This is a genomic window from Natronococcus sp. (assembly GCF_047921035.1).
GTDB lineage: Archaea > Halobacteriota > Halobacteria > Halobacteriales > Natrialbaceae > Natronococcus.
This window is the reverse complement of sequence record NZ_JBLRWX010000071.1, coordinates 1-19,679: the sequence shown is the minus strand read 5'-3', so window position 1 is coordinate 19,679 and position 19,679 is coordinate 1. Positions and strand designations below refer to the sequence as shown.

The following is a 19,679-nucleotide window of genomic DNA, read 5'->3' as shown; positions in this document are numbered from 1 at the left end:
TTACTGTAGTCAATTACCGCCGATCGCCGACCCCGTTCTGGCGATCGGCGGTAAATAGTTACAGCAATCCGTATCAGACGACCCGTCTCAGCTGACGGTGACGCGCCAGGTCGTCGACCGGGCACGGCCCCACTTCTCGATGTCGACCTCGTCTGACTTCTCGGCGAGATGGGGGAGGCGGGCGCCAACCTGCTTCGACGAGAGGCCGATCGCCTCCGCGATGTTTTTCGCCCGGAAGTACTGCTCGCCGCGGGCGGCGCTCTCCCGGAGGTACGAGAGAATACGCTGCTCTTCGTCGGAGTAGTTCGTCATCGTCCGTACAGGTCCTAGGTCGTCGTCGGTATTAACGTTTGATGGCGGCTCTCGAGGGACGGTATCGAACGACATGTCGGTCGGCCCGTCAGTCCCAGTAGAGGTGGATGGCGACGACCGCCAGCGAGCTAAACAGCATCGCGCCGGCAAAGCCCCACGCGGCTTCGATATCCGGGGCGCCGACCAGCATGCCGAGCGCGCCGATGGTTGCCACCGCACCGAGTGCAAGCGCCAGTCCCAGGCCCTTGTCCGTCGACTCCGATTGCGTAGCCATGCTCGAGGGTTCCGAGTGGCGTCGCTTAATTGCTTTCATTCGCGCAAGCGGACGGGTAGGCCGCGTTCGGGCCGCCGACACCGGGGTGGGACTATCCGCCGACGGAGGCGTCGAGGTGACGAACCAGGGAACTGCTCACGAGCTGCTGGACGACGTAGAAGGCGGTGATGCTGGCGACGATCGTCCCCCCGCCCAGCACCGCGCCGATCATCACCGAGACGCTCATGTTCTTCATCGAACTCGAGAACAGCACGGTGACGCAGTCGTCCTGTCGCATCCCGCGTGCGTACAGCCCGTACGCGACCGCCGCGCTGAGACCGATCGCCGCGGCCCCGATCGCGCCGACGAACGCGAGCTGGGAGGGCGAAAGCGAGAGCGTCGAGCCGCCGACGCCGGCGTAGATCAGGGCGCCGATCGTGACGATCGAGAACCCGTCGAGCTGGCTCTCGGAGACCGAGCCCTCGGGGACGACGGACGCGAGCGCGCCGCCCGCGAGGACGATCGCACCGAGTTCGAGGATCAGCTCGGAGGCCGACACCTCGACCGCCGAGTCGGCGAACAGCGTGATGAGCGAGGGCATGACCAGCGGCGCGAGCAGCATCGAGGCGAGGACGACGATCGTCGTCAGGACCGTGTTCCCGCCGCTCAGACGCGTCCAGATGATCGAGCTCCCGGCCGCCAGCGGCGCCGAGAGGACCACGAGGACGCCCAGCAACATCTCCCCGGAGAGCACCGCGGCGGCGACGGGGTACAGCGCGACCGGAACGAGCAGGTAGAGACAGAGCAAGGAGGCGACGACGGGCAGCGAGACGCGCTGGTCCGCGGCCTCGTCGAGGCTGAATCCGTAAAATCCGGTAAAGATCAGCCCCGCGACGAGCACCGGTAGGAGCGGCTGGAGGGGGGCGGCGAGCGTCGGGTAGGCGACGCCCGCGAGCGTGGCGCCGATCACGACCAGGAGCGTGCTTTGCGATCGGACGGCGTTCCGGAGACGGGCGATGTGTCGGACGATGACAGCGAGTATTGGAACGGCCGTATATGTATCTTTTCACTCGACCAATACACGATTTAAATTGGTGAGGAATACTCCTGGACGCCGATCTCGATCCCGGCTCGAGGGAAGGTGCCCCCGACGCGAACGCACAGGGTCGCCGGGACCGAAACAGAGGAGGCGACGGCCGGACGCCGACGGACCGCACTCCGGAGGCCGATCAGCTGATCGTCGTGTGCTCGGACTCCTCGTTGAGCGCGAGGTTCGCCGAGATCTCGGCGTTTCGCATCGCGTACTGGGCGGTCTGCTGGAGGCTGACCAGCACCTCGCGAACCCGCAGCAGGTCCTCGTTGGCCATCTCGGGGAGTTCGGCGAGGATCTCGTCCTCGCGGTCGGCGATCTCGTGAAACAGCGACCGGACCTCGTTGGACTTGTCGTAATCCCGCTCGACGGCGGCCTCGACCGCCAGCGAGGTGATCTCGTCGACCGTCTCGTTCAGCTCCCGGATGTCGCGCATGACGGAGCTATCGATGTCGAGGGTGTGGCCCTCGGTCTCCATGACGATGTCCGCGATGTCCTCGGCGTTGTCGGCCGTCAGCTCGAGGTTCTTCGCGATCGAGCGGTAGCCGATCAGCGGGAAGCCGCTGTTGAGCCCGACCGCCCGCGCGAGGTTCGGGTTCTGGTAGGCGGTGAAGATCAGGCGCAACAGGAGCACGAAGATCTTGTTGGCCTGCCGTTCGCGGTTCAGGGCCCGCTGAGCGAGATCCGGGTTGCCGTGAGCCAGCGCCTTGATCGCCTCGCCGCGCATCGTCCGTCCGGTTCGCTCGAGGCGCTCGAGGAGGTTGTCGAGAGTGAAGTCCTCGGGGTCGACCGAGCAGCGGATCGAGATGTTCTCGGGGGTCTCCTCGATTACGCCCAGCCCCATCAGCTGGGTTTCGGCCTGGTAGACCGCGTTGATGTGTTCGGACTCGAGGGCGCCGTCCTCACACTGGATTCGGATCACTCGCCGGCCGAGGACGTACTGGGCGACGATCGCCCGCTCGACGGCGGCCGCGTCGAGGTTGTCGACGTGGATCGTCGCCTCCGTCTCCTCGGTGTTGGCCGACTCGGGCATCACCGTCAGCGTTCCCTTGCCGCTGGTCCGAATCGTCACCTCGTCGCCCTTCTCGACGTCGTGTTCGGATGCCCACTCCGCAGGAAGGGTCATCGCAAGCGTCGACGGACCGAGTCGCTGCACTTTCCGCGTTTCCATGTGCCGGGATAGGCTAGAGGACACCTTAATCCTGACTATACACACAGTATATTCGCACCCGATAGTAATATCGTTGTCATAGAACCCGTCGAAGGGGGTGCTCCTTAAACAACCTTCACGAGCCGCGTCGTGAACCGTCCCGTTCGCACCTTCATCCAGCCACGCAACTCCTCGTCGAGTTCGTCGTCGTCGGTGTCGACCCGGAGCGCGTCGATCGCGTCCAGCTTCTCGCCGGCGGCGACGACCGCGATCTCGTCGGCCCGCTCGATGACGGCGGGCGAGAGCTGGTGGTTGCCCCGCCCGAAGACGAACCCCTGGCCGCCGATCGGCGAGACGACGATCGTGGCGGGATCCTCGAGGACCTCGAGGAGCTCCGCTTCCGCGGCGTCGCGCGCGAGCACCTCGCCGTCGCGCCAGACGTCGACCCCGAGCGGGGAGGCGTCGATCCCGAGTTCGGCCTCGATCGCTCCCACCGTCCCCCCGGGCCCGAACACGTAGGTCCGGCCGTCCTCGATTTCGCGAGCGAAGCCGGCCGCCAGCGATTCGGTGCTGCCGCTCGAGACCTGCTTGCCCGACTGGACGTCCGGCGCGACCGGCACCGGGACGACGGCCCGTAGCTCGGAGCGAACCTCGCCCTCTCGGTAGGCCGCCTCGTCGATGTCGTTGACCTCGCGGGGTTCGACCGCGTCGAAGCCGGCCGCGATCCGGCCGGCGTCTCTGGGGGTGACGGCGAACACCGAGGAGTAGATTTTGACCCCCGCTGGCACGCCGAGCATCGGCGTTTCGTTACTCCGCTCCTCGAGCACCTCGGCGACGTCGACGGCCGTCCCGTCGCCGCCGACGAACAGGACGAGATCGACCCCTCGCTCGAGAAACACCCGGACGGCCGCCCGCGTGTCCCCGGCGGTCGTCTCGGCCTCGCCGGGATCAGCTGGCGGTCCCTCGGTCGAGTCGTTCCAGGGATCGTAGACGACCTCGGGATCGAGGCCGGCGTCTCGAGCCGCGTCCTCGCCCATCGGCCCCGCGGCCGTATACACCGTCAGGTCGTCGGCTTCTCGGGACAGCACCTCGAGTGCCCGACGCGCCCGCTCGGGCGCCCGCGTGGTCGCGCCGCGCTGTCGAGCCTCCGCGACCTTCCCGTCGGTTCCCTTCAGTCCGACCCGCCCGCCCATACCGGCGATCGGGTTGACGACGACGCCGATCGTGTCCATAGCGAGCCTTCGGAGGCGGCGACCAAAGGCATGTGGCTTTTCACCGAACGACACGTTTTCTGAAAGACTAAGAGGGATCGGAACCGACCGCGAGACATGAACGAACTGATTGCCGTCGTGCTCGAGGCCGAACCGACGCTTCCCATGGATATCGTCGGCTGGGGAACGCTCCTGCTGAGTCTCGCCGTGACGATCGTCTGGATGGCGTACCTCTACCGATAGCCGTCCGCTCCCCGCCGCTCGCTACTCCTCGACCGTCTCCACTCGCTCGCGGAGCCACGCCGTCGCCGCCGTGACCGTCTCCTCGTCGGGGCCGGAGAGTTCGAGCCTGACCGACTCGCCGGGGTAGCTCCCCACCGAGACGTCGAACTCCTCGCGGAGCGCCTCGAGTCGATCGAGCAGCGCGCTCTCGGGTTCGTCGGCGACGACGGTCCCCCGGTACACTCGAGTTCCCGCGAACTCCTCGGCGACCGTCTCGAACATCGCCCGCATCTCGGCGGGAACCCCCGGAAGGACGTAGACGTTCTCGAGGACCGCGCCGGGTGCGACCCCCGCCTCGTTGTGCAGCGGCCGCGAGCCCGCCGGCAGGTCGGCCGTGCCCGTCGTGAGATCCGCCCGCGAGTAGCCGTGCTCCTCGAGCCACTCGAGGGCGGTCTCGTCGGTCTCGAGTTCGCGGTCGAACGTCGCCGCGATCCCCTCCATCGTGACGTCGTCGTGAGTCGGCCCGAGCCCGCCCGTGACGACGACCGCGTCGTAGGCCTCGCTGTAGTCGCCGACGACGGTCGAGATGTCCTCGACCCGGTCGGGCACGGTCGTCACGCGTTCGACGGTCACGCCCCGGTCCGCGAGCCGCTCGCAGAGCCAGGTGGCGTTGGTGTTCGTCGTCCGTCCGGCGAGCAGTTCGTCCCCGACGGTCACGACCGCGACGTTCATATCGTAGCTTTCGAACCGACGGTTCAAATGGGTCCCGCAACCCGTCGATCTCCGTTCCCGCTCACAGGAAAAGAAAACCGTTCAGCCGACCCACGACACTCGCTGTCGCTACGCGGCGTCCTCGACCGTCGCGACGACCTCGTCGGCGTCGAGGGGATCCTCGACCGCCTCGTCGTCGACGAACACCGTCGGCGTGCGGTCGACGCCTCGGTCGTCGGCGGCCTCCCACTCGGCGGCCAGCGTCGGGTAGTAGGTCCCCTCCTCGAGGGCGTCAGCGACGACCGAGGAATCGACGTCGACCGCCGCGTCGGCGATTTCGACCAGCTCCTCGTCGCCAGCCGTCCCCGCGTCCATCACCGCGCGCTTGTAGTCGAAGAACTCTCCTGGATCGTCGTCGGTTCCGGTCGCCGCCTGGACCGCACGGGCGGCGTTGGCCATCGGAACCGACCGGTCCTCGTCGGCCGGCAACGGGAAGTCGTGGTGGCGGTAGGTTGCCCCGTCCTCGAGGACGCGGGCCTCGAGTTCCGGAAAGACGTCGGCCTGGAACTCCTGGCAGCTCGGACAGGCGAGATCCTCGTAGACGTCGATCGAAACGTCGCCCGAACCGATCGTCGGCGTCGGAAGCTGGTCGGCGTCGGGCTCGACGTCCTCGAGTTCGTCGGGAAGCGACGCGCTAAAAATCGCCGTGCAACCCGCGATCGCGACCGAACCGGTCGCGGCAGTAGCAGTGAGAAACGAGCGGCGGTTCATTCGGCAATCGCTACGGAGAGCGGACTGTTATGGATACCGTTTCTGCGCGGTCGACCGCGAAAACGTCCGCTCTCGAGGGCGACGATCGACGCGGTTCGAGGCGCCGGTCAACCGGGCATCCCGACGACCTCGAGGGTCACGACGCCAGCGGCCGCGAGCAGCGCCAGCACGACGACGACGGTGAGCCAAGCGATACCCGACACCTTCGCCGCATCGACCCAGTCGGCCGGGTAGCGGTGGCGGACCGTCGCGACGTAGACGAAAAACAGCGCGAGCTGGCCCAGAACCGGCACCCAGCCGAACAGCAGTCCCCCGCCGACCAGGACGACGGCACCGAGCAGCCCCGTGACGACCGCGTTGAGACGGTCGTCCGATCCGAGGACGAGCCGCGCGCCGAGGTAGACCCCCAGCCCGCCGGTCGCGAGACTGACGACGAACGTGGTGACGAATACCATACGCCGTCCGTGTTCCGCGGCGGCTGGTAGTGAGAATATCGCCTGCACGTGCCCGATCGGGGTCGGAGACGACGGCTCATACGGATTGCTGTAACGATTTACCGGCGCAACCGCCGCACGGGTCGCGGTTGCGCCGGTAATGACTTACAGTAAACCGTATCAGAACACCGGCGTCGTCAACACGAGCGCGTCGACGAGGATCGCGACCAGCACCGCGCCGAGGAACGCGTTCGAAGCGTGGAACGCCCGAAACGCTGCGGATTCGGTCTGTTCGAAGTGGAGCACGACGGCCGCCCAGAGGAAGATCCCGCCGAAGACGACGACGGTCGCCGCGTACAGCGCACCGAGTTCGGTGATCCAGGCCAGCGCCACGGTTCCGGCGAGCGTCGCGGCGATGTAGTAGACGATGTGTTTCCGGGTCTCGGTCTCGCCCCGGACCACGGGCATCATCGGGAATCCGCCGCGGGCGTAGTCGTCCTTGTACGCCAGCGCGAGGTTATAAAAGTGCGCCGGCGTCCAGAGGAAGATGACGCCGGCGAGCGCGAGCCCGGGGAGGCCGATCTCGTTGGTGACTGCGGCCCAGCCGATCAGGGCCGGGAGCGCGCCCGCGGCGCCGCCGATAACCGTGTTCTGGACGGTGTTGGGTTTGAGCAACAGCGTGTAGACGACGCTGTAGAAGATAATCGCGGCGAGACCGAGCGCGGCCGCGAGCGCGTTGATCGTCAGGAAGACGGCCATCGAGGCCGCCGACAGGAAGAAGCCGAACAGCAGGGCGTTACGAACCGGGATCAGGTCGGTCGCCAGCGGCCGATCGGCCGTGCGGGACATCCGCTGGTCGACGTCGCGCTCGAGGACGTGGTTGAACGTTCCGGAGGCGCCGATCGCGAGGACCCCGCCGCCGAGCGTGGCGACGATCGTGTAGCGATCGAGCGCGGGGCCGGCGGCCAGGGCCATCCCCGCGGCGGCGACCAGACAGAGCAGCCACATCAGGCGGGGCTTCATCATCTTGAAGTACGCGAAAGCGGTCAGCCGGGCGCGGGCGAGCCGGCTCGAGGGAAGCGTTCGGCCACCCTCTGCCGCCGTGGCCGGCTCGGGATCGATCGGCTCCGGGGGCTCCATGACGTCGTCCTCGCTACCGGTCGCCAGCTCGAGGTCCCAGGCGAGCGCGAGGACGACGGCCGTGAAGATCACGACCCCCAGCGTGAGGTGGAGTCCGGGAACGATCGCGGCGGGGCCGAGCGTCGCGGTCGCGGCGCCAACGCCGACCTGGACGACGTAGAGGGCACCGCCGGCGATCAGGGCGGCCGTAACGCGGCTCGAGGCCGTTCCGAACAGGGCGGCGACGGCGGAGGCGGCCACGAGCAGGCCGACGAGGACGGCGGCGATCCGGTGGCCCCAGGCGATCGCCAGATCGGTCTGGCTTAGCGGATCGACGGGCGCGTGGCAGGTCGGCCACGTCGAACACGCCGTCGCCGCGTTGGTGATCGACGTCGTGGCTCCGATGATCAACAGCAGGTAGACGCCGAGCGCGGTCGCTGCGAGCAGTGCTGAGAAGCGACGACGCGTCCGAATCGGACGAGGGAACGGGTCGGTTGCCACGGCTATTTTCGTCTACACCGTTCGACTCTGCGTATTTAGGGTTCCCGCTTTTTTCGCCGTCGAACCCGCTCGCTCGAGCCCGTTCGGGTTCCGGCCGAACAACTGCGGTACCCGCTTACATCCCCATGTCCGCGGCTGCACTCGGGATCGGCAGCTCGCGGGGCGAAACGCCGAGTAGCTCGCCGACGTGATCGAGCGCCACGTCGAACCCGTAGTAGCGCTCGAGTTCGTCGCCGTCCGCCGTCGGCCGCACCTTCAGCATGGCGTACCCCTCGAGGTTCTGGGCGATCGCCGCGGTCGAGCCGGCTCGGGCCCCCGCAGCCGCGTCGGTCGTCTCGAAGGAGAGCCGTCGCTCGCCGTCGGTCTCCTCGTAGCTGGCCCTGATTCCGCTGGCCTCGGCAGTTCGGTCGCCGTCGGTCATACCGCCATCTGCGGGGCCGACCACCGGGAAGCTGTCGGTTTCGACGACGACCGACACCGCTTTCGGGTCGCTCGCGAGAGGGAAGGACGTGTCAGTCGCGACACCGAACGGGACCGCGACCGACGGAGCCCCCCTCGAGCCGATCGAGACGGTTCGGCTCACCCGGCCGATCGCCGTCGGATTGGTCCTCGTCTCGGTCGTCGGCTTCTTCGCGTCGGCCTACGCGTTCGGCGCCGTCCTCGCCGCGATCTACGGGGCGTCCCTCGAGCCGATCGTTCTCTCGACCGCCACGCTGTCGTACGGCGCCCCGACCCTGCTCGGCGCGGTCGGACTCGGGCTGTTCGCGGTCGTCGCCCACGAACTCGTCCACGGGCTGTTCATGGCCCGCTACGGCGACTCGCCGTCCTACGGGGTCGGCGTTTCGCTCGTCTTTCCATACGCCTACGCTCGAGGGGGCGCCGCCAGCTACGGCCGAAACCAGCTTCTGATCGTCCTCCTGGCGCCCCTCGCGGTCGTCACCGCGGCGGGGCTGGTCGCGACGGCGATCCGTCCGTCTCCGATCTGGATCGTCCCGCTGGCGGTCAACGCGGCGGGTTCGGTCGGCGACCTCTGGATGGCGCTCGCACTCTGGCGGTATCCGGCCGACGTGCGCGTCGGCGATCACCCGCGAGCGGGCGCTCGAGGGTTCGGGATCTACGCCCCCGAAGGCGCGGACGGGTCCGAACGGGACCCCGCCGAACGACGTCCCGGACCCGAGTTCCTCTCGCGGACCGCCGTCGGCACCGCGGGAACGGCGGTCGCGCTCGCGGCGATCCTGGTCGGGCTGGTCTTTCGATCGCTCGCGGTCGGCACGGGAACCGTCGTCGTCGACCTCGGCGGGTGGACGCTGCTTCGCCACGAGCTACACGCGGGAATCGTCGTCCTCGAGGTCGGCTCCCGGTATCTCGCCGCAATCGCCGTCGGCGGGGGGTTCGTCTGGGCGCTCGCCGACACCGTCCGTGTCGGGTTCGCGAAACCGTAACGCTCGAGCGAGCGCGGATCGACCGATCGGTATGAGCAAGTGGCTCCAGAGTGGTCGCCGGCGGGATCTCTGCTTCCTGCTCGCGGCCGAGGGCGAACTGCGCGGCCAGCAACTCAAGTCCCGCCTCGAGTCCCACTACGACGACCGCCTCGAGCCCAAATCGTTCTACGGCTCCCTGTCGGCGCTGGTCGAGGCCGGCTTCGTCGAGAAGCGAACGGAGGGACTCCACGACGTCTACGCCCTGACCGAGGCGGGAGACCGGCGGGTCCGCGAGCACGGCGAGTGGGTGCGGGCGTGTCTCGAGGGGACGGCCGAATAGCATATATGACTGATCGTCTAGAGGTAAGCATGGTTGACACTCGTCTGAAGCGACAGTTAAACGCGATCATCCTGCTGCTCGTGATTCTCGTGGGCGCCGCGCTGGGTCTGGCGACCGCGCTCGGTTCGGACGCGATCCTCGGATCGGTGTTCGCGGCAGCGATCCTGGCCGCCGTAACGATCCCCTACGCAATGACGACGCCGAGCGCGGGCGCGGGCGAGGACGCGAAGACAAGCACCGACTGACGAGAGGGGCTACTCCTCGAGGACCTGGTCGCCGATCGTGTTCCGCAGCACTTCGCTCGTCCCCTCGTAGATCTCGTTCAACTTGGCGTCGCGGTAGAATCGCTCGGCGGGGAAGTCCTTGGTGTAACCGTAGCCGCCGTGGATCTGGATGCCCTCGTTTGCGACCTCGCGGCTCACCTCGGAGGCGTAGAGCTTGGCCTGCGCGGAGGCTTTGATGTAGTCCTCGCCGCGGATCTTTCTGTCCGCAGCCTTGTGCATGAGTAGCTTCGCGGCCTGGATCTTCGTGTCCATGTCCGCGAGCTTGTGTTTGATCGACTGGAACTCGCCGATCGGCTGGTCGAACTGCTCGCGTTCGTTGGCGTACTCTCGAGCCTCGTCGAGGGCCGCGCGAGCGATACCGACGCCGCGGGCCGCGATGGTGATCCGTCCCCCATTGAGGGTCTTCAACGCCTGGACGAACCCCTCGCCCTCCTCGCCGAGCAGGCGGTCTTCGGAGATCCGAAGGTCGTCGAAGCGCAGTTCGGCGGTCGGACAGCCCTTATCGCCGAGTTTCTCCTCCGTCCCCTCCACGATGAAGCCGTCGTCCTCCTCGGGACGGACGACGAACGACGAGATCCCCTTGTTGCCCGCGTCGGGGTCGGTCTTGGCGAAGACGGTGACGGTGTCGGCGACCGAGCCGTTCGAGATCCAGAGCTTGCCGCCGTCGATAACGTATTCGTCGCCGTCCTTCTCAGCGGTCGTCTCCATCGCCGGGACGTCGCTACCCGCGCCGGCCTCCGAGAGCGCGAACGCGCCGACGTCGCTGCCTTCGGCCAGCGGCATCAGGTACTCCTCCTTCTGGGCCTCGTCGCCGAACTCGTAGAGCATGTTTCCGGCGAGCGAGGTGTGGGCGGCGACGACCGTTCCCAGCCCGCCCGAGCCTCGCGAAATCTCCTCGAGGCCGATCGCGTAGGAGTGGTAGTCCAGTCCGGCGCCGCCGTACTCCTCGGGGAACGGCATCCCCATCAGCCCCAGTTCGGCCATCTCGTCGACGAGGTCGGCGGGGAACTCGTCGTCGTGATCGATCTCGCTCGCGACGGGGACGACCTCCTCGTCGACGAACTCCGAGACCATGTCCCGAATCTGGCGCTGCTCGGCCGAGAGTGCAAACTCCATACGCAGATATTGCGAGGTTGATTATTTATTATTGTCTCTCCGGTCGAGCGGCAACTCCGAGCGCATCGTTCGGCGTTTCCGGGCGCCGAGCCGACCGCTCCGGACGGGTTCGATGACCGGTCGGCTCCGCGAGAACTCGTAACGGAACGACGCGCCGCGACCGCGGCGCTTTTCCGGGATGGGAACGAAACCGTATCGAGTAGATGACAACGGGCCAGCCTGAAACAAACCTCGATGCCGACCTCGAGTGGTGCTACGAGGCGGTGCACGGGGTCTCTCGGACCTTCTCGATCACGATCGATCGTCTCGACGAACCGATGGCGAGACACATTTGTCTCGGCTATCTCCTCTGTCGGGTCGCGGATACGATCGAAGACGCGGGTCACATTCCTCCCGAGACCCAGACCGAGCTGTTGAGCGCGTACGACCGACTGCTCGACCCCGCGGACCCGCTCGAAGTCGCGGAGTTCATGGCCGACGTCGAGCCCTGGCTCCCCGAGGATCCGAACGCGGACTGGGAGGTCGTCGCCGAGACGCCCCGCGTGCTACGAACGTTCGAGGCCCTCGACGAGGAGCCCCGCGAGATCATGCGCGAACCGGTCCGCGAACTCGTCGACGGGATGGCGATGTTCACCGATCGGTACGCCGACGAGGGCGGCCTGCGCCTGCAGACCCTCGAGGAGCTCGAGGAGTACTGCTGGTACGCCGCCGGCACGGTCGGCACTCTGATCACCGGGCTCGTCGCCCGCAGCGCCTCGCCCGACCGGGCCGAGGAGATGCGCAAGAACGCTCGCTCCTTTGCCCTCCTCTTGCAGCTGGTCAACATCGCCAAGGACGTCGAGAGCGACTACCACGAGGAGAACAACGTCTACCTCCCCGAGGAGTGGCTGGCCGAGGAGAACGTCGACGTCGAGGCCGTGACCGCGCCCGACAACCAGCGCGGCGTCACCAACGTCATCCAGCGAGTGACCGGCCGCGCGGAGAACTACCTCGACGACGCCCACCGCTACCTCGAGGTCGTCCCCGAGCGCCACGGCAACCGGCTCTCGGCCTGGGCGATCCCCTACCTGCTCGCGGTCGGCACCTTGCGGGAACTCCAGGAACGACCCGAAGACGTCGTCCGCGAGGGCGACGTGAAGATCTCCCGCGCGGAGGTGTTCGCCGTCATCCAGCAGTTCGAGGACGGCGTCTCCCGCGCTCAGCTGCAGGATCTCCGCCGGGAGATCGCCGAAAAGCCGCTGCACCGCTAACAGGGCCCGACCCGCGTTTCCAGTCCGCCGGTCGCCGTTACGACCAGCGCGACGCGTGCGCAATCCGGCCCCCAGCCCGCCCCCTCGAGTCGCTCGGTGATCTCGCTGGCCCGGATCTCGAGCGTCTCACCCTCGTACTCGGCGCTGACGGTCCACTCGGCTGCGCTCTTCAACCACCGGCCCGGAAGGTGGGTCGGCCCCGCCTCGCCCGCCGGCGCCAGCCGGACCGTTCGGTGGGCTTCGATCCCGTTTCCCTCGACGGCGAACTGGAGCGTGAGGGAGTCAGCGGTCTCGTTGACGGCCTCGAGCGGTCGGAATCGGAGGTGGTGTCGCGTCGCGTACCGGTTCCACGCGTATCCGCCAGCGAGGGCCGTCACGGTGCCGGTCGCACCCGCTTCGAGGAGCCGACGACGGCTGTAGCCGGGCATCGATCGTCCGTTCTCGCGGTCTGATAAAAAGCTTGCCGCGCACGCTGCCGGGTCGACGGCTGCTCGTCACTCGTAGTCGTAGAACCCCTCGCCCGTCTTCTTTCCGAGGTCGCCGGCCTCGACCTTCCGCTTGAGCAGGTAGGCCGGTTTGTACCGGTCGCCGAGCTCCTCGTGGAGGGTCTCGGAGGCGTGCAGACAGATATCGAGCCCGATGTGATCGGCCAGCGTGAGCGGGCCCATCGGGACGTTCGTGCCGAGTTCCATGCCGGCGTCGATATCCTCCTTCGTCGCGACCCCCTCGTCGTAGGCCCGGATCCCCTCGTTGATCCAGGGCATCAGAATCCGGTTCGTGACGAACCCGGGTTTGTCGTCGGACTCCCAGGTCGTCTTCCCCAGCTCCTCGGCGAGGTCGTGAGCCAGTTCGGTCGCGTCCTCGGTCGTCTTCTCGCCGACGACGACCTCGACGCCCTCCATGATCGGGACGGGGTTCATGAAGTGCAGGCCGATCACGCGTTCCGGGCGGTCGAGTTCGGCGGCGATCGAGGTGATCGAGAGCGTGCTCGTGTTCGTCGCCAGCAGGACGTCCTCGTCGCAGACTCGCTCGAGTTCCGCGAAGATCTCCCGTTTGACGTCCATTTCCTCGAGGGCGGCCTCGACGACGAGGTCGCAGTCGCCGAGTTCGTCGATGGCCGTCGTCCCCTCGATCCGGCCACGAATCGTCTCGGGATCCTCCTCGAGAGCGTCCCGACTCTCGAGGCGACCGAGGCTGTCCTCGATCGTCTCGAACCCGCTCTCGACGAACTCCCGTTCGATGTCCCGGAGCACGACGTCGTAGCCGGTCGTCGCGGCGACCTGTGCGATGCCGCTGCCCATCGTTCCCGCGCCGACGACGCCGATGCGGTCGATCTGGTCCCGTACCATACGCCCGCCTTCACCCATCGGCATCGTAAACGTGCCGATCGATCGTGTGAATCCGTCGCTCGAGTCGGGTGAAATATAGTAACTATGACATACCCGGGCGAGGACGGTTTCGGACGGTCGTCGGCCGAGAGCGTCGCTTACTACGACTGTAAGTAATTTATATCAGGCAGACCACCAGAGATATATACCGACACGGTGGACCGTCTAACAGATGATTCCGATCGACGACTCTCCGATCGTTCGCGACGGCAAGTCACTGATTCTCGCGATGGACCACGGCCTCGAGCACGGCCCGGTCGACTTCGAGGACGTCCCGGAGAAGCTCGACCCGTCGACGGTGTTCGAGACGGCGACCCACGACGCCGTCACCTGCATGGCCGTCCAGAAGGGGATCGCGGAGGGGTACTACCCCAGCTACGAGGACGACGTCAACCTCCTGTTGAAGGTAAACGGCACCTCGAACCTCTGGATGGGCGAGTACGACTCCGCCGTGAACTGCTCGGTCGACTACGCGGCCGAACTCGGCGCCGACGCTATCGGTTTCACGCTCTACGGCGGTTCGAACCACGAGGTCGAGATGGCCGAGGAGTTCCGCGACGTCCAGGAGGACGCTCGCGAGCACGACCTCCCGGTCGTCATGTGGTCGTACCCCCGCGGCCAGGGGCTGAAAAACGACACCAAGCCGAGCACCATCTCCTACGCGACCCGGCTCGGCCTCGAGCTGGGCGCCGACATCGCGAAGGTCAAGTACCCTGGCGACCCCGAGGCGATGGAACACGCCTGCAGATGTGCCGGCGATATGAACGTCGTCATGAGTGGCGGCTCGAAGACCTCGGACTACGAGTTCCTCTCGACCGTCGAGGCCGCCGTCAACGCCGGCGCGAAGGGACTGGCCGTCGGCCGTAACGTCTGGCAGCGCGAGGACCCCACCCGGCTCCTCGACGCCCTCGAGAAGGTCATCTTCGAGGAGGAGACGGCCGACGCCGCCCTCGAGGAATGACCGGACGCGACGACGGTCGCGCGGTCGACGAGGTAATCGAGACGATCGCCCGGTCGGCGACCGAGATCAGGGAGGGGCTCGTCGGCCGGCGCGAGGACGCCGACGGGACGAACCCGAGCGGGGAGACCCAGGCCGAGGCCGACGTCTGGGCCGACGACCTGCTGGCCGACCGCATCTCGTCGATCGATGGGGTCCGCCAGTACGGAAGCGAGGAGCGCCAGGAGACGATCGACTGCGGCGACGAGGACGGGCTCTCTGTCGGCGTCGATCCCCTCGACGGCTCCTCGAACCTCAAATCGAACAACACGATGGGGACGGTGTTCGGGATCTACGACGAACCCCTTCCCGCGCCGGGAACCTCGCTCGTCGCCTCGGGATGGATCCTCTACGGACCGATCACGACGATGGCGCTCGCCCGAGACGGGGTCGTCGAAAAGTACGAGCTAACGGGCGAGGACCGGACCCTCGTCGACGACGACGTCACCCTCCCCGACGATCCCCTCGTCTACGGCTTCGGCGGGCGCGTCCCCCACTGGTCGGACGAGTTCGAGGCCTACGTCCGCGAGATCGAGTCCGATCCGGACCACAAGCTCCGCTACGGCGGCGCGATGATCGGCGACGTCAACCAGGTGCTCACTTACGGCGGGATCTTCGCCTACCCCGCCCTCGAGGGCAACCCCCGAGGCAAGCTCCGCCTGCAGTTCGAGGGGAACCCGATCGCACACCTCATCGAGACCTCGGGCGGCAGCTCTACCGACGGGAGCCAGTCGATCCTCGAGGTCGAACCGGACGACCTCCACGACCGCGTGCCGCTGCACGTCGGCAACGACGAGCTGATCGACCGCCTCGAGGACGCCCTCGAGTAATCGAGACGCAGTCTAACTTTTTGCTCCCGGAAGGTCGACGTCGCGTTCGGAGACGGACGCGAGCGCCGTGAAACCCCGGACACGCACAGGATTATCCCGCTGCGTCTGGGAGAGCCGTGCAATGAGGGACGCCTACGCCCGACTGGAGCGGGATCTCGACGTCCTCGAGGCGCTGCCGGTGTTCGTCGCCTACAACGCGAACGTCGACGCGATCGTTCGGGTCGACGAGGAGCTGGAATCGTTTCTCGACCGGCCCTCCGACCCCGGGGAGACGACGCCGTCGACGCCGCTCGAGTCGAAGCGGGATCTCGCGGCGGCAATCGCGCGAACGATGGCGGCCGGACACGGCGACGAGATCGCCACGACCGACACGTTCGCCGCCACGCTCGAGTCGGACCTGGAACCCGACACCCAGCAGATGGGCGGCCAGGCGGGGATCATGACGAACCTGCTCACGGCGCTGGGGATGGCACCGATCACGTACACGTACCTGCTCTCCGAGCGACAGCTGTCGATGTTCGACCACCCCGAGGCGGTGCGCTACCCCGTCATCGAGGACGACAGGGTGGGCTACGTCCCCCTGTCCGAGGCCGAAAACGCCGAGCGAACGAAGATCAACTGGGTGTTCGAGTTCGGGGAGGGCGACGAACTCTTCGGGGTGGAGGCGACCGAAGACACTCGGTTCATCGCCGCCTCGAGACCGCCGGAGTTCGACCTTCGAGCCGGGGACCTCGACGGGACGATCGATCAGGTCGGCGCGGTCGTCGACGGCGCCCTCCTCGCGGGCTATCACAACCTCACGCCCGACCACGTCGAGACGGGATACGAGGAGACACACCGCCACGCCCGGGACGTCATCCGTCGGCTTCGGTCAGCTACCGACGTCGACATCCACGTCGAGTACGCCGTCACCCACGACGACGACCTCAGAGCGAGCATGTACGAGCTGATCCTGCCGGTGGCGAACGTCGTCGGCGTGGACGCCCACGAGCTGACGATGCTCCACGACGACGCAGGGGTGGGCGCCGTCGAGGAACCGCCGTCGGAGGCGACGCCGTTCGAACCGGACGAGATACTCGACCACTACCGAATGCTCGAGGCGGTGCGCGAGGAACTCGGCGTCGACTGCGTGCAGTTACACGCCATGGAGTACCACCTCGCCGTGACGGACGCGTACCACTCGCCGGAGGCCCTGCTGCGAGGACTCGAGTTCGCTGCGGTCAACGCCGCGGCCAAGGCCGCCCGCGGCCACATCTCGGCATCCGAGGATCTCGAGACGGGACTCGAGTACGAACTCTCGCGGAAGGGCCGAGAGGCGATCGAACTGCTGGCGGCACGCGTCGACGGACGGGCCGAGGACGGCACGCTTTGCGAACCGACGGTCGCCGCCTGTCCCAACCGCGTCGTCGCCGATCCCGCGGGGACGGTCGGGATCGGCGACATCGTCTCGGCCTCGAGTTTCGTGCTCGAGGTCGCCGTCGCCGGGGACGAAGGCGAGGACTGATCGCGGGCGGTCCGGATCAGCTGCGGTTCGACGAACCGCCCCACCAGGCGGTGATGGAGACGTACAGCCCGACCCCGCCGAGCAGGAGGACGTAGAACAGCCACCGGGGCCAGTTCGTCGAGAGGAACAGCAGCGTCAGGAACAGCACCCAGAGACCCACGACGAGCGCGTCGACCGCGATGCGAGTGCCGACGCCGACGGCCGCCGCGAGGCTGGCAAGCGCGCGTCTCGGTCGGGAGCGTCGGTCGTCGGACATCGCTGCGTGTGTGGTGTCGGGTTCCATCTCAGAAGTGATAACCGTACTGCTCGGTGACGCGGTAGGCGGCGACTCCCCAGACGTAGCTCTGACCGGGCCACCAGGTGCGGGCGTTGTTGAACCCCGCGACGAGGACGTCCTCCTCGTCGCCCTCGGGATCGTCGTAGTAGCTGACCGAGCCGCTGTCGCCGTCGGTCAGGTCCATCTCGCCGCCCCAGCGGATCTGGCCCCGCCGACAGAAGTCGTCGGTGAAACAGGTTACCGCGTCGAACCCCTGGACCCGGCCGGTCGTGTGACCTGTCAGCGCGCCCACCTTCTCGAGGCGTTCGTCTCGCGCGATGAGGTCGGCCAGGCCCCAGCGCGTCAGCTGGCCGCGCACGCGAACCGGCTCCGGGGCGTCGATCCACATCGACGGGGAGAGGCTGCCGTTCGGTTCGATAGCGGCGACGTCCTCGACGGGGTAGGCGTGTCTGACCGGACCGAGTTCGACGGGCTCCTCGGCCGAGACCGGGAGCGAGAGCAACGCGCCGTCGACTTCGCTCTGGTCCTCGAAGGCGTGTTCGGCCGTGACGAAGTACTGCTGGCGGCTCTCGGGGTCGAACATGGCCGGCCCGAGCGTCGCCAGGCTCGAGGGGGTCTCGCAGGCGATTCCGGCGGGGACCCGGCTGGAGGTGAGCGATTCGGCCATCCGCGGCTCGTAGCGGTCGGAACCGTCCTCGACCGCTTCGACGTCGACGATCTTTCGAACGTCCAGGGAGACGCCCTCGGAGAGGTCGCCGACCGCGTCCCGGATCGAATCGAGGTCGCCCGAGACGCCGACCGAAACCGCCGCGCCGCCGTCGTCGTACCGTTCGGGAACGACCGCGCTGCCGAGATAGCCGGTGAAGGCGGCCCGGGAGAGGCGGTCGTTCAGCTCGATGGCCTTCTCGACCGCGGCGTACCAGTCGGCGGGGACGTACTCCGTGCGCTCCTCGAGCGACCACGGGTCGTCGGGATCGGTCCGGACGAGCGCGGTGACGACCGGAACCTCGCCGTCGTCGGCCGCGAGAAAGTCCTCGACGCCGAGAAAATGAGCCATACCGAGGGCGTACCCGCCGGTAGCGAGGGTTCGGAGGAACTCGCGGCGGTCCATCCCCTTCTCTACGCGGTCGCGGATCCTCGCGAGCCGATCTGTGGAACGGGAAGCGGTCGCATCGGACATACTACGGATCTCTCGGGTGTGACTCTACGGCGTACCCCCCGGGTGCTCATAGCTAATCGTCACGTACACCCGTTGGATCGGAAGCTACTACGTTGTTGGGCAAGTTAGAGGTTACCGATTCTGCCTGCAGGTGCTATTCCGGTTCCGATCCGGGACAGTCACCGAAACCGGCGTTTCGACGGGATCGGTGGTCGGATCCCGACGCCGGCGAGTGAAAACGGTTTTGGGACCCCCCGTCGCAATTTTTGTCATGAAAGTTCGTATCGCTGCGACGGCGTCCGACGAGGAGGCGGCCGCGATCGCGGCCGCGCTGGCCGAACACGTCGGGAGCGACGTCGAGGTGTACGTCGGCGACGGAGACGAGCCGGCGGCGACCCACCAGGAGTCGTCGGGGCCCGAGCCGACGGGCGACGACGCGAGCGACGACCGGCGAACCGACGCGCTCGAGCCGACCGACCGCGAGGCGCTGCTGTGGGACGAAATCGAGGACATCCTCGAGGGCGGCCCGAAGAAGTACCGCGAGCAGCTCGAGGACGGCGAGAAGCTGTTCGTCCGGGACCGGCTCGACCTGTGGTTCGGCGGCGACGACGGCGACCTGCTGTTCGAGGACGGGAAGTTCGCGGCGTTCGACGACTGGCACCCCCGCGGAGCCGACGCCGACGATGAGACCGACGACCGGCTGCCCGCGGACGGGCTCATCACCGGCGCCGCGGAGTTCGAGGGACGGGACGTCCACTTTATGGCCAACGACTACACCGTCAAGCGCGGCAGCATGGCCGCGAAGGGCGTCGAGAAGTTCCTCCGGATGCAACAGCGGGCGCTAAAGACCGGCCAGCCCGTGCTCTACCTGATGGACTCCTCCGGGGGTCGGATCGACCAGCAGACGGGCTTTTTCGCCAATCGCGAGGGGATCGGGAAGTACTACTACAATCACTCGATGCTCTCGGGCCGGGTGCCACAGATCTGCGTGCTCTACGGCCCCTGTATCGCCGGGGCCGCTTACACGCCCGTCTTCGCCGACTTCACGATCATGGTCGAGGGGATGTCCGCGATGGCGATCGCCTCCCCGCGAATGGTGCAGATGGTCACCGGCGAGGACATCGACCTCGAGGAGCTCGGCGGGCCCGCGGTCCACGCCCGCGAGTCGGGGTCGGCCGATCTGGTCGCCCGCGACGAGGAACACGCCCGCGAACTCGTCGCCCTCGTTATGTCGGCCAATCCCCACGATGGCAGCAGCGCGCACGGCAACGTCGCGCTCGCCGTGCGAGGGGCCGTCGTCCATGACTTGCTGCGCTCAGAACAGGCCGTGCTGGCGCTA

24 protein-coding genes are annotated in these 19,679 nt (G+C 67.4%); 9 read left to right on the top strand and 15 right to left on the bottom strand.

What is annotated here, in order from left to right; translation table 11 throughout:
- Positions 1 to 87: 87 nt before the first annotated feature.
- The 5 genes from ACNA7R_RS14080 to ACNA7R_RS14060 all read right to left on the bottom strand — a co-directional run bounded on the left by ACNA7R_RS14080 (position 88) and on the right by ACNA7R_RS14060 (position 4,037).
- Positions 88 to 312, bottom strand: a complete 225-nt coding sequence (locus ACNA7R_RS14080; protein WP_278292124.1) for a hypothetical protein — start codon at positions 310 to 312, stop codon at positions 88 to 90.
- An 88-nt stretch (positions 313 to 400) separates the two neighbouring features.
- Complete coding sequence (locus ACNA7R_RS14075) at positions 401 to 586, bottom strand: hypothetical protein (RefSeq protein ID WP_416284189.1); 186 nt, start codon at positions 584 to 586, stop codon at positions 401 to 403.
- Positions 587 to 677: 91 nt separating this feature from the next.
- A complete protein-coding gene (locus tag ACNA7R_RS14070; protein ID WP_416284188.1) occupies positions 678 to 1,535 on the bottom strand; it encodes a bile acid:sodium symporter in 858 nt (285 codons plus the stop codon).
- A gap of 259 nt (positions 1,536 to 1,794) precedes the next feature.
- Positions 1,795 to 2,826: a PhoU domain-containing protein gene (locus ACNA7R_RS14065; RefSeq protein WP_416284187.1), complete on the bottom strand. Its 1,032-nt coding sequence runs from the start codon at positions 2,824 to 2,826 to the stop codon at positions 1,795 to 1,797.
- Positions 2,827 to 2,930: 104 nt separating this feature from the next.
- A complete protein-coding gene (locus ACNA7R_RS14060; protein WP_416284186.1) occupies positions 2,931 to 4,037 on the bottom strand; it encodes an ATP-NAD kinase family protein in 1,107 nt (368 codons plus the stop codon).
- 96 nt (positions 4,038 to 4,133) lie between these two features.
- Here ACNA7R_RS14060 and ACNA7R_RS14055 point away from each other — a divergent pair, with 96 nt between their 5' ends.
- Positions 4,134 to 4,259, top strand: coding sequence for a hypothetical protein (locus tag ACNA7R_RS14055; protein ID WP_416284185.1), 126 nt, complete (start codon positions 4,134 to 4,136; stop codon positions 4,257 to 4,259).
- 21 nt (positions 4,260 to 4,280) lie between these two features.
- On the opposite strand, the gene ACNA7R_RS14050 is transcribed toward ACNA7R_RS14055, so the two are convergent.
- The 5 genes from ACNA7R_RS14050 to ACNA7R_RS14030 all read right to left on the bottom strand — a co-directional run bounded on the left by ACNA7R_RS14050 (position 4,281) and on the right by ACNA7R_RS14030 (position 8,195).
- Positions 4,281 to 4,970, bottom strand: coding sequence for a competence/damage-inducible protein A (locus ACNA7R_RS14050; protein WP_416284184.1), 690 nt, complete (start codon positions 4,968 to 4,970; stop codon positions 4,281 to 4,283).
- A 108-nt stretch (positions 4,971 to 5,078) separates the two neighbouring features.
- A complete protein-coding gene (locus ACNA7R_RS14045; protein WP_416284183.1) occupies positions 5,079 to 5,720 on the bottom strand; it encodes a DsbA family protein in 642 nt (213 codons plus the stop codon).
- A 107-nt stretch (positions 5,721 to 5,827) separates the two neighbouring features.
- Complete coding sequence (locus ACNA7R_RS14040; protein WP_416284182.1) at positions 5,828 to 6,175, bottom strand: hypothetical protein; 348 nt, start codon at positions 6,173 to 6,175, stop codon at positions 5,828 to 5,830.
- A 159-nt stretch (positions 6,176 to 6,334) separates the two neighbouring features.
- On the bottom strand, positions 6,335 to 7,774 hold the full coding sequence (locus tag ACNA7R_RS14035) for a heme o synthase (RefSeq protein WP_416284181.1): 1,440 nt from the start codon (positions 7,772 to 7,774) through the stop codon (positions 6,335 to 6,337).
- 115 nt (positions 7,775 to 7,889) lie between these two features.
- Complete coding sequence (locus ACNA7R_RS14030) at positions 7,890 to 8,195, bottom strand: hypothetical protein (protein WP_416284190.1); 306 nt, start codon at positions 8,193 to 8,195, stop codon at positions 7,890 to 7,892.
- An 88-nt stretch (positions 8,196 to 8,283) separates the two neighbouring features.
- On the opposite strand from ACNA7R_RS14030, the gene ACNA7R_RS14025 reads away from it, so the two are divergent.
- From ACNA7R_RS14025 to ACNA7R_RS14015, 3 genes are read left to right on the top strand one after another with little or no spacing between them, the layout of a single operon-like run.
- A complete protein-coding gene (locus tag ACNA7R_RS14025; RefSeq protein ID WP_416284180.1) occupies positions 8,284 to 9,216 on the top strand; it encodes a DUF3267 domain-containing protein in 933 nt (310 codons plus the stop codon).
- A gap of 31 nt (positions 9,217 to 9,247) precedes the next feature.
- Positions 9,248 to 9,535, top strand: coding sequence for a helix-turn-helix transcriptional regulator (locus ACNA7R_RS14020; protein WP_416284179.1), 288 nt, complete (start codon positions 9,248 to 9,250; stop codon positions 9,533 to 9,535).
- A gap of 29 nt (positions 9,536 to 9,564) precedes the next feature.
- Complete coding sequence (locus tag ACNA7R_RS14015; protein WP_416284178.1) at positions 9,565 to 9,780, top strand: hypothetical protein; 216 nt, start codon at positions 9,565 to 9,567, stop codon at positions 9,778 to 9,780.
- Between the two features lie 9 nt (positions 9,781 to 9,789).
- On the opposite strand, the gene ACNA7R_RS14010 is transcribed toward ACNA7R_RS14015, so the two are convergent.
- Complete coding sequence (locus ACNA7R_RS14010) at positions 9,790 to 10,935, bottom strand: acyl-CoA dehydrogenase (protein ID WP_416284177.1); 1,146 nt, start codon at positions 10,933 to 10,935, stop codon at positions 9,790 to 9,792.
- A gap of 203 nt (positions 10,936 to 11,138) precedes the next feature.
- On the opposite strand from ACNA7R_RS14010, the gene ACNA7R_RS14005 reads away from it, so the two are divergent.
- Positions 11,139 to 12,185 (top strand): phytoene/squalene synthase family protein, encoded by a 1,047-nt coding sequence (locus ACNA7R_RS14005; RefSeq protein WP_416284176.1) that lies wholly within the window; start codon positions 11,139 to 11,141, stop codon positions 12,183 to 12,185.
- On the opposite strand, the gene ACNA7R_RS14000 is transcribed toward ACNA7R_RS14005, so the two are convergent.
- Positions 12,182 to 12,613 (bottom strand): hypothetical protein, encoded by a 432-nt coding sequence (locus ACNA7R_RS14000; protein ID WP_416284175.1) that lies wholly within the window; start codon positions 12,611 to 12,613, stop codon positions 12,182 to 12,184. The two genes, ACNA7R_RS14005 and ACNA7R_RS14000, sit on opposite strands and share 4 nt — an antisense overlap.
- Before the next feature lie 66 nt (positions 12,614 to 12,679).
- Positions 12,680 to 13,534, bottom strand: a complete 855-nt coding sequence (locus ACNA7R_RS13995; protein ID WP_416284174.1) for a 3-hydroxyacyl-CoA dehydrogenase family protein — start codon at positions 13,532 to 13,534, stop codon at positions 12,680 to 12,682.
- Positions 13,535 to 13,745: 211 nt separating this feature from the next.
- Here ACNA7R_RS13995 and ACNA7R_RS13990 point away from each other — a divergent pair, with 211 nt between their 5' ends.
- The 3 genes from ACNA7R_RS13990 (at position 13,746) to ACNA7R_RS13980 (ending at position 16,904) form a co-directional block, all read left to right on the top strand.
- Entirely contained in the window at positions 13,746 to 14,534 is a 789-nt protein-coding gene (locus ACNA7R_RS13990; protein WP_416284173.1) for a class I fructose-bisphosphate aldolase, read from the top strand.
- Positions 14,531 to 15,400 carry a class 1 fructose-bisphosphatase gene (locus ACNA7R_RS13985; RefSeq protein ID WP_416284172.1) on the top strand — a complete coding sequence of 290 codons (870 nt, stop codon included), beginning with the start codon at positions 14,531 to 14,533 and terminating at the stop codon, positions 15,398 to 15,400. Before ACNA7R_RS13990 ends, ACNA7R_RS13985 begins: the two co-directional genes overlap by 4 nt.
- Positions 15,401 to 15,521: 121 nt before the next feature.
- Positions 15,522 to 16,904, top strand: a complete 1,383-nt coding sequence (locus tag ACNA7R_RS13980) for an ADP-dependent glucokinase/phosphofructokinase (protein ID WP_416284171.1) — start codon at positions 15,522 to 15,524, stop codon at positions 16,902 to 16,904.
- A 16-nt stretch (positions 16,905 to 16,920) separates the two neighbouring features.
- Here the strand turns inward: ACNA7R_RS13980 and ACNA7R_RS13975 are convergent, their stop codons facing one another.
- Positions 16,921 to 17,160 carry a hypothetical protein gene (locus ACNA7R_RS13975; RefSeq protein ID WP_416284170.1) on the bottom strand — a complete coding sequence of 80 codons (240 nt, stop codon included), beginning with the start codon at positions 17,158 to 17,160 and terminating at the stop codon, positions 16,921 to 16,923.
- A gap of 28 nt (positions 17,161 to 17,188) precedes the next feature.
- On the bottom strand, positions 17,189 to 18,361 hold the full coding sequence (locus tag ACNA7R_RS13970; RefSeq protein ID WP_416284169.1) for a hypothetical protein: 1,173 nt from the start codon (positions 18,359 to 18,361) through the stop codon (positions 17,189 to 17,191).
- A gap of 250 nt (positions 18,362 to 18,611) precedes the next feature.
- On the opposite strand from ACNA7R_RS13970, the gene ACNA7R_RS13965 reads away from it, so the two are divergent.
- Positions 18,612 to 19,679 (top strand): carboxyl transferase domain-containing protein (locus tag ACNA7R_RS13965; RefSeq protein WP_416284168.1); only part of this gene is annotated, 1,068 nt, incomplete at its 3' end.

Excerpts from the sequence above, each read along its gene's own strand:
- ACNA7R_RS13995 (WP_416284174.1), bottom strand. The coding sequence starts at position 13,534 with ATGGTACGGGACCAGATCGACCGCATCGGCGTCGTCGGCGCGGGAACG.
- ACNA7R_RS13970 (WP_416284169.1), bottom strand. The coding sequence starts at position 18,361 with ATGTCCGATGCGACCGCTTCCCGTTCCACAGATCGGCTCGCGAGGATC.
- ACNA7R_RS13975 (WP_416284170.1), bottom strand. The coding sequence starts at position 17,160 with ATGTCCGACGACCGACGCTCCCGACCGAGACGCGCGCTTGCCAGCCTC.
- ACNA7R_RS14060 (WP_416284186.1), bottom strand. The coding sequence starts at position 4,037 with ATGGACACGATCGGCGTCGTCGTCAACCCGATCGCCGGTATGGGCGGG.
- ACNA7R_RS14005 (WP_416284176.1), top strand. The coding sequence starts at position 11,139 with ATGACAACGGGCCAGCCTGAAACAAACCTCGATGCCGACCTCGAGTGG.
- ACNA7R_RS14045 (WP_416284183.1), bottom strand. The coding sequence starts at position 5,720 with ATGAACCGCCGCTCGTTTCTCACTGCTACTGCCGCGACCGGTTCGGTC.
- ACNA7R_RS13985 (WP_416284172.1), top strand. The coding sequence starts at position 14,531 with ATGACCGGACGCGACGACGGTCGCGCGGTCGACGAGGTAATCGAGACG.
- ACNA7R_RS14075 (WP_416284189.1), bottom strand. The coding sequence starts at position 586 with ATGGCTACGCAATCGGAGTCGACGGACAAGGGCCTGGGACTGGCGCTT.
- ACNA7R_RS14030 (WP_416284190.1), bottom strand. The coding sequence starts at position 8,195 with ATGACCGACGGCGACCGAACTGCCGAGGCCAGCGGAATCAGGGCCAGC.
- ACNA7R_RS13980 (WP_416284171.1), top strand. The coding sequence starts at position 15,522 with ATGAGGGACGCCTACGCCCGACTGGAGCGGGATCTCGACGTCCTCGAG.
- ACNA7R_RS14000 (WP_416284175.1), bottom strand. The coding sequence starts at position 12,613 with ATGCCCGGCTACAGCCGTCGTCGGCTCCTCGAAGCGGGTGCGACCGGC.
- ACNA7R_RS14010 (WP_416284177.1), bottom strand. The coding sequence starts at position 10,935 with ATGGAGTTTGCACTCTCGGCCGAGCAGCGCCAGATTCGGGACATGGTC.
- ACNA7R_RS14020 (WP_416284179.1), top strand. The coding sequence starts at position 9,248 with ATGAGCAAGTGGCTCCAGAGTGGTCGCCGGCGGGATCTCTGCTTCCTG.
- ACNA7R_RS13990 (WP_416284173.1), top strand. The coding sequence starts at position 13,746 with ATGATTCCGATCGACGACTCTCCGATCGTTCGCGACGGCAAGTCACTG.
- ACNA7R_RS14050 (WP_416284184.1), bottom strand. The coding sequence starts at position 4,970 with ATGAACGTCGCGGTCGTGACCGTCGGGGACGAACTGCTCGCCGGACGG.
- ACNA7R_RS14055 (WP_416284185.1), top strand. The coding sequence starts at position 4,134 with ATGAACGAACTGATTGCCGTCGTGCTCGAGGCCGAACCGACGCTTCCC.
- ACNA7R_RS14015 (WP_416284178.1), top strand. The coding sequence starts at position 9,565 with ATGGTTGACACTCGTCTGAAGCGACAGTTAAACGCGATCATCCTGCTG.
- ACNA7R_RS14040 (WP_416284182.1), bottom strand. The coding sequence starts at position 6,175 with ATGGTATTCGTCACCACGTTCGTCGTCAGTCTCGCGACCGGCGGGCTG.
- ACNA7R_RS14080 (WP_278292124.1), bottom strand. The coding sequence starts at position 312 with ATGACGAACTACTCCGACGAAGAGCAGCGTATTCTCTCGTACCTCCGG.
- ACNA7R_RS14065 (WP_416284187.1), bottom strand. The coding sequence starts at position 2,826 with ATGGAAACGCGGAAAGTGCAGCGACTCGGTCCGTCGACGCTTGCGATG.